The organism is Halothiobacillus sp., from assembly GCF_027346185.1.
Classification (GTDB): Bacteria; Pseudomonadota; Gammaproteobacteria; order Halothiobacillales; family Halothiobacillaceae; genus Halothiobacillus.
On sequence record NZ_DAIESY010000010.1, the window covers coordinates 21,807 to 28,083 of the forward strand.

At 58.1% G+C, this 6,277-nt stretch carries 4 protein-coding genes; all 4 read left to right on the forward strand.

Going from position 1 to position 6,277, the window contains the following annotated elements:
• The first annotated feature begins 5 nt into the window (after positions 1–5).
• A complete protein-coding gene (locus tag M7R55_RS01055) occupies positions 6–545 on the forward strand; it encodes a DUF2062 domain-containing protein (RefSeq protein WP_298217709.1) in 540 nt (179 codons plus the stop codon).
• A gap of 66 nt (positions 546–611) precedes the next feature.
• Positions 612–4,328, forward strand: a complete 3,717-nt coding sequence (metH, locus tag M7R55_RS01060) for a methionine synthase (RefSeq protein ID WP_298217711.1) — start codon at positions 612–614, stop codon at positions 4,326–4,328.
• Positions 4,315–5,199, forward strand: a complete 885-nt coding sequence (zapD, locus tag M7R55_RS01065; protein WP_298217712.1) for a cell division protein ZapD — start codon at positions 4,315–4,317, stop codon at positions 5,197–5,199. Before metH ends, zapD begins: the two co-directional genes overlap by 14 nt.
• A gap of 88 nt (positions 5,200–5,287) precedes the next feature.
• Positions 5,288–6,088: a septum site-determining protein MinC gene (gene minC / locus M7R55_RS01070; RefSeq protein WP_298217714.1), complete on the forward strand. Its 801-nt coding sequence runs from the start codon at positions 5,288–5,290 to the stop codon at positions 6,086–6,088.
• Positions 6,089–6,277: the final 189 nt, after the last annotated feature.

The following is a 6,277-nucleotide window of genomic DNA, read 5'->3' on the forward strand; positions in this document are numbered from 1 at the left end:
ATGTTATGCCGCGCAAGTTTTTCCGCAAATGGGCCCCGAGCAAGGAGGCCGTATTGGCTCCGGCGTTCATGCGCCCTTTTGCCAAGTGGCTGGCGCACCCGAATTTATGGCATCTGAACCGACGTTCGGTGTCCGGCGGCGTGGCCGTAGGCCTGTTCATCGCTTTTCTGCCGACACCGTTCCAGATGCTGCTGGCCGCCATCGCCGCCGTCTTTTTTCGGGTGAATGTTGCGTTGGCCGTAGCCATGCCGTTGCTATCCAACCCGTTTACCATGGTGCCGATTCTCTGGGTGGCCTATATCATCGGATCCTGGCTCACGGGCTGCACGGTGACTGTGCCGACGACGGGCATCACTTTTGAATGGGTCATGACGCAACTGCATGTCATCTGGCCGCCACTGCTGACCGGCCTGCTCGTGCTTGCGACTCTGAGCGCGGTCATCAGTTTTTTCACCATTCAGTTTTTATGGCGGCTGAATGTCATCCTGCACAAACGGCGCAAACAGAAACTGCGCGCACGTGGCCTCGGCCAGCCGCCGCTTTAGCCCATCAAGGCTAACAAATTCGACTCCCACGCCCCCGGCCCACATTAATCCTGGCTCACTAAACTCATGGCTCAAAAAATAATCGAACATCCCGTTTTCGCCCAGCTGCGCGCCCTGATGGCAGAGCGCATTCTGATTCTCGACGGTGCCATGGGCACCATGATCCAGAAACACAAACTCGCCGAGGCGGATTACCGAGGTGAACGGTTCGCAGAGTGGCCGGTCGATCTCAAAGGCAACAACGACCTGCTCGTGCTGACCAAACCGGATGTCATCGCCGATATTCACACCGCCTATCTGGATGCCGGCGCGGATATCATCGAAACCAACACGTTCAACGCCACCCGCATCTCGATGACCGATTACCAGATGCAGGAGCTGGCTTACGAGATCAACGTTGCGGCAGCCAGCCTCGCCCGCGAATGCGCGGATGCCAAAACACGAAAGACACCGGAAAAGCCACGATTCGTCGCGGGTATTCTCGGCCCGACAAGTCGTACCGGCTCGATTTCCCCCGACGTCAACGACCCCGGCTACCGCAATGTCACCTTCGAAGAACTCGCCACCGCTTACCGTGAATCGGCCGAAGGCTTGATCGAGGGCGGCGTCGATATTCTGATGATCGAAACCATTTTCGACACACTCAATGCCAAGGCGGCCGTGTTCGCACTGGAACAATTGTTTGCCGATCGCGGCCAACGCTGGCCGGTGATGATTTCCGGCACCATTACCGATGCCTCCGGGCGCACGCTCTCCGGCCAGACGACCGAAGCGTTCTACAACAGCCTGCGCCACGCACAGCCCTTATCCATCGGCCTGAACTGCGCCCTCGGCCCCGATTTGCTGCGCCAGTACGTCGCAGAACTCTCCCGCGTGAGCGAATTCCCCGTATCGGTTCACCCGAATGCTGGGCTGCCGAACGAACTGGGCGAATACGACCTTCAAGCCGACCCGATGTCGCAGCAAATCGGCGAATGGGCACGCTCTGGGATCATCAACATCGTCGGCGGCTGTTGCGGCACCACGCCGGAACACATCGCCCACATGGCCAAACAGGTCGCTCCCTACCCGCCGCGCGTACCGCCCATGCCCGAGCCTGCCTGCCGCTTGTCGGGCTTAGAGCCGTTCAATATCACGCCCGAATCGTTGTTCGTGAATGTGGGCGAACGCACCAACGTCACCGGTTCCGCCCGCTTCCGCCGTCTGATCAAGGAGGGCGATTTCGCCACCGCGCTCGATGTGGCCCGCCAGCAGGTTGAGGCCGGGGCGCAGGTCATCGATATCAACATGGACGAAGGCTTGATTGACGGCGAAGCGGCGATGGAGCGCTTTTTGAAGCTGATCGCCTCGGAACCCGACATTTCCCGCGTGCCGATCATGCTCGACAGCTCGAAATTCCATGTCATCGAAAAAGGTTTGCAATGGGTACAGGGCAAGCCGATCGTCAATTCGATCTCGATGAAGGAAGGCGAGGAAATTTTCCTCGAACACGCGCGCCTGGTGCGGCGTTACGGCGCGGCGGCCGTGGTCATGGCCTTCGATGAACAAGGCCAGGCCGATACCGTACAGCGGCGGATCGAGATCTGCTCGCGCGCCTACAAGCTGCTCACCGAAGAAGTCGGCTTCCCTGCCGAAGACATCATTTTCGACCCGAATATTTTCGCCATTGCCACCGGCATTGAAGAGCACAACAACTACGCCGTCGAATTCATTGAAGGCACCCGCTGGATCAAACAAAACCTGCCCCATGCGCTGATTTCCGGCGGCGTATCGAATGTCTCGTTCTCCTTCCGCGGCAACGAACCGGTGCGCGAGGCGATTCACAGCGTGTTTCTCAACCATGCCGTCGCCGCTGGCATGGACATGGGAATTGTCAACGCGGGCCAGCTGGTCGTCGTGGAAGATATCCCCGCCGAACTGCGCGAAGCGGTTGAAGACATTGTGCTCAACCGTCGCCCGGATGCGACCGACCGAATGCTGGAAATTGCCGAAAAATATCGCGGCAGCGGCACGGGCGAAACCAAATCCGGCGCAGACCTCGCCTGGCGCGAACTGCCCGTCAACGAGCGGCTGGCGCACTCGCTCGTCAAGGGTATCGACCAATTCGTGATCGAGGATACCGAAGAAGCCCGGCTGGCTGCCGAACGCCCGCTGCATGTCATCGAAGGCCCGCTGATGGATGGCATGAACATCGTCGGCGATCTGTTTGGCGCCGGCAAGATGTTCCTGCCGCAGGTCGTCAAATCGGCCCGCGTGATGAAAAAGGCCGTCGCGCACCTCTTACCCTTCATGGAAGCGGAAGCCGCCGCCGGTGGCTGCGCGGTGCAATCTGCCGGGCGAATCCTGATGGCGACCGTCAAGGGCGATGTGCACGACATCGGCAAGAACATCGTTGGCGTTGTGTTGCAGTGCAATGGGTTCGAGATTGTCGATTTAGGCGTGATGGTACCCACCCAAAAAATCCTCGATACCGCCATTGCGGAAAAATGTGATCTCATTGGCTTGTCGGGCCTGATCACGCCGTCACTGGACGAAATGGTGACCGTGGCCAGCGAAATGCAGCGTCAAGGTTTTTCCCTGCCCTTGATGATTGGCGGTGCAACCACGTCCAAATTGCACACCGCCCTGAAAATTGCCCCTGCCTACAATCAACCCGTCGTGCATGTGCTGGATGCCTCGCGCGCGGTGGGGGTAGCCGCCAGCTTGCTTGGCGACAACAAGGCCGCTTACGCAGCGGAAATCGCCAGCGAGTACGCGGTGCTCGTCGCCCGCCGCAAGGCCAATCAGGAAGAAGCCAAACGCGCCACACTGGCCGAAGCACGGGCCAATAAACAGGTCATGGATTATTCGAACTACACCCCCGTGGCACCGAAAAAACCGGGTATCACCGTATTCGAAGATTACCCGCTCGAAGACATCCTGCCCTTTATCGACTGGACGCCGTTTTTCCAGAGCTGGCAACTGTTCGGCAAATATCCGGCGATTCTCGACGATGAAAAAGTCGGTGTTGAAGCACGCAAACTGTTTGACGACGCGCAAGCCATGCTCAAGACCATGGTCGAAGAGAAATGGGTGAAGGCCAGTGGTGTGATCGGTTTTTGGCCCGCTGCCAGCATCGACGACGATATTCGCGTGTTTACCGACGAAAAACGCCAATCCGTCCTGACGACACTGCACCACATCCGCCAGCAGATGCCACGTACCGGCGGCAAGCCGAACCAGTGTCTGGCCGATTTCATCGCCCCCACCGGCAAGAAAATAAAGGACTGGATCGGTGGCTTTGCTGTCACCACGGGACACGGTATCGAACCGCATATCGAACGCTTCGAAAAGGCAATGGATGATTACCACGCCATTTTGCTCAAATCACTGGCCGACCGTTTGGCCGAAGCCTTCGCCGAGCACCTGCATTACCGCGTGCGCACCGAATTCTGGGGCTATGCCCCCGACGAGCCCATGAATAACGAAGCCCTGATTGCCGAGCAGTATCAGGGCATCCGCCCGGCCCCCGGCTACCCCGCCTGCCCGGATCACACCGAAAAAGGCACGCTTTGGTCCTTGCTCGAACCGGATACCCGCGCGGGGATTTCGCTGACTGAGAACTTCGCGATGTATCCAGGCGCCGCCGTTTCTGGCTGGTACTTCGCCCACCCCGACGCCCGCTATTTCGGCACGGGGAAAATCGGCCGGGATCAAACCCACGATTACGCCGGGCGCAAGGGCTGGTCCGAGAAGGAAGCCGAACGCTGGCTGGCGCCCATTCTGGGTTATGAACCGGAATGAGGCGGCAGCAAGGGCCAAAGGCGAAGCCCGAGAGCGTAGCAATCAAGTGTTTTTTGGGTGTACCATCGACGATCATCGATTTGAAAGGCATTTTACCGGGACGGATGCTCTGAAAAACTTCGAACAACCATTGAATGAACGGATTCGTGCCTGCCTGCGGCTCGAATACCTGTTCGATCGCTTTGAACTGCACTTGGCGGACGAATCTGCCGAGGGTTCGTTGTGTGCGATCCTGATCCTGATCGAAGCCACCGACGTGCTCGGCCGCATCGATGTCAAACGCGAGCTCATCAAGGAACTGGAACGCCAACAGGCCAAGCTGCTGCACGTGGCGCACACGCCGCAGGTCAACGCCGAAATTCTCAATCAGGTGCTGGACCAGCAGGCGCAATTGCTCGACCAACTGCTCCGCATGAGCACACAGCCGGGCACCCACCTCAAAAAGCACGAACTCCTCAATGCCATTCGTCAACGGGCTTCCATTCCCGGCGCCTTGTGCGCCTTCGATCTGGCCGCACTGCACCACTGGCTGGCTCAGCCCTACTCGGAGCGACGGGAGGATTTTGTCGAGTGGTTGGAACCTCTGGCAACCATTCGACGCGCGAATGAGCTGGTGATAGATCTCATCAGGAAAAGTGTTGCCCCTGAGCCCAGAACAGCAGAAGACGGCTTCTTCCAGCTGAATCTGGATTTGGGCACGCCCTATCAACTTGTACGCGTCCTACTGGATGACAACAGCAATGTCTATCCGGAAATCAGCGCCAGCAAGCATCGGGTCATCGTCCGCTTCATGCGGCTGGATCGCCGGACCGGGCACCCTTATCAGGTCAATCACGATGTCGCTTTCGAATTGGCCCTCTGTCAGTTATAAAGCATCACGGTACCGATTCAACGAACAAGATCCAACGAAAGAATCTCATCCCGAAATATAATCAGAAATATAACCAGACAAACCATCCATGAGCCCATCGCCCTTTATCCCGATCGAACACGAAACCTTCAGCCTGCACCGCAACCCGACCCCCGTTACTTGCCTGGTTCTGCGAGAAACCCATTTGCTGAAGCTGACGAGAGCATTCAAGGACACGTTCGGCGGGCAAGGCATCTTCAGCAAACCGGAACCGATACTGATCGATCTCTCCGGTATCGAGAACAGCGGCAAATGGGTCGATTTCCCGGCGCTGATCAGCCTGCTCCGCAACTACCAGCTCGAACCGATTGCCGTGTTGGGCGGTAATGCAAAACAACGCGAACAGGCGACACAGGCCCGACTACCGCACATCGAAGGTCGCCCTGCCCCGGAACCCAAAGCAGCGCCCCCCGTTGAAACACCCAAAGAACCCGCCCCCCCTGAATCGGAGCCACCAAAGCCCGCTGCCAAGGAGGTGCCCGCGCCTGAAGCAGAACATCCGGCCCATGCACTGAACCCGCCCACCGTGATTCGTCACCCCGTGCGCTCGGGCGCCGAGATCTATGCAAAACAGGCCGACCTGATTATCATCAACATGGTCAGCGCGGGCGCCCGAGTGGTTGCCGATGGCTCGATCTATGTTCATGGCGCACTCAAGGGCACGGCGGCGGCCGGTGTCAATGGCATGCCTCAGGCGCGGATTTTCTGTGAAACCTTCGAACCGGAAATCATTGCCATCAACGGTATTTACCTGGACGGCGAGCAACTGGCGAAGCATCCGGCCTGGGGCAAGCGGGTATTGATCGAATTGGACCAAAAAGGGCAACTGGACATTCGCGTTTTCCCCTGAGAGGGCTCTGCACAACTGCAAATTCTCTTGAGGCACCGGCTGCGATTCGGCAAATCCCCCCAACCCCCTTTTTCAAAGGGGGCTCATCATAACTTTTTTAACGAGTGCGCCTCCTCCTCTGAAAAAAAGGGAAGAATCAGCCCTCCTTTTTTTGAACAAGCGCACCTCACCCTTTGTAAAAGGGGGAAT

What these genes read in the sequence shown, in the direction of transcription:
- M7R55_RS01055 (WP_298217709.1), top strand. Translation starts at nt 6, where the DNA reads ATGCCGCGCAAGTTTTTCCGCAAATGGGCCCCGAGCAAGGAGGCCGTA.
- metH (WP_298217711.1), top strand. Translation starts at nt 612, where the DNA reads ATGGCTCAAAAAATAATCGAACATCCCGTTTTCGCCCAGCTGCGCGCC.
- minC (WP_298217714.1), top strand. Translation starts at nt 5,288, where the DNA reads ATGAGCCCATCGCCCTTTATCCCGATCGAACACGAAACCTTCAGCCTG.
- zapD (WP_298217712.1), top strand. Translation starts at nt 4,315, where the DNA reads ATGAACCGGAATGAGGCGGCAGCAAGGGCCAAAGGCGAAGCCCGAGAG.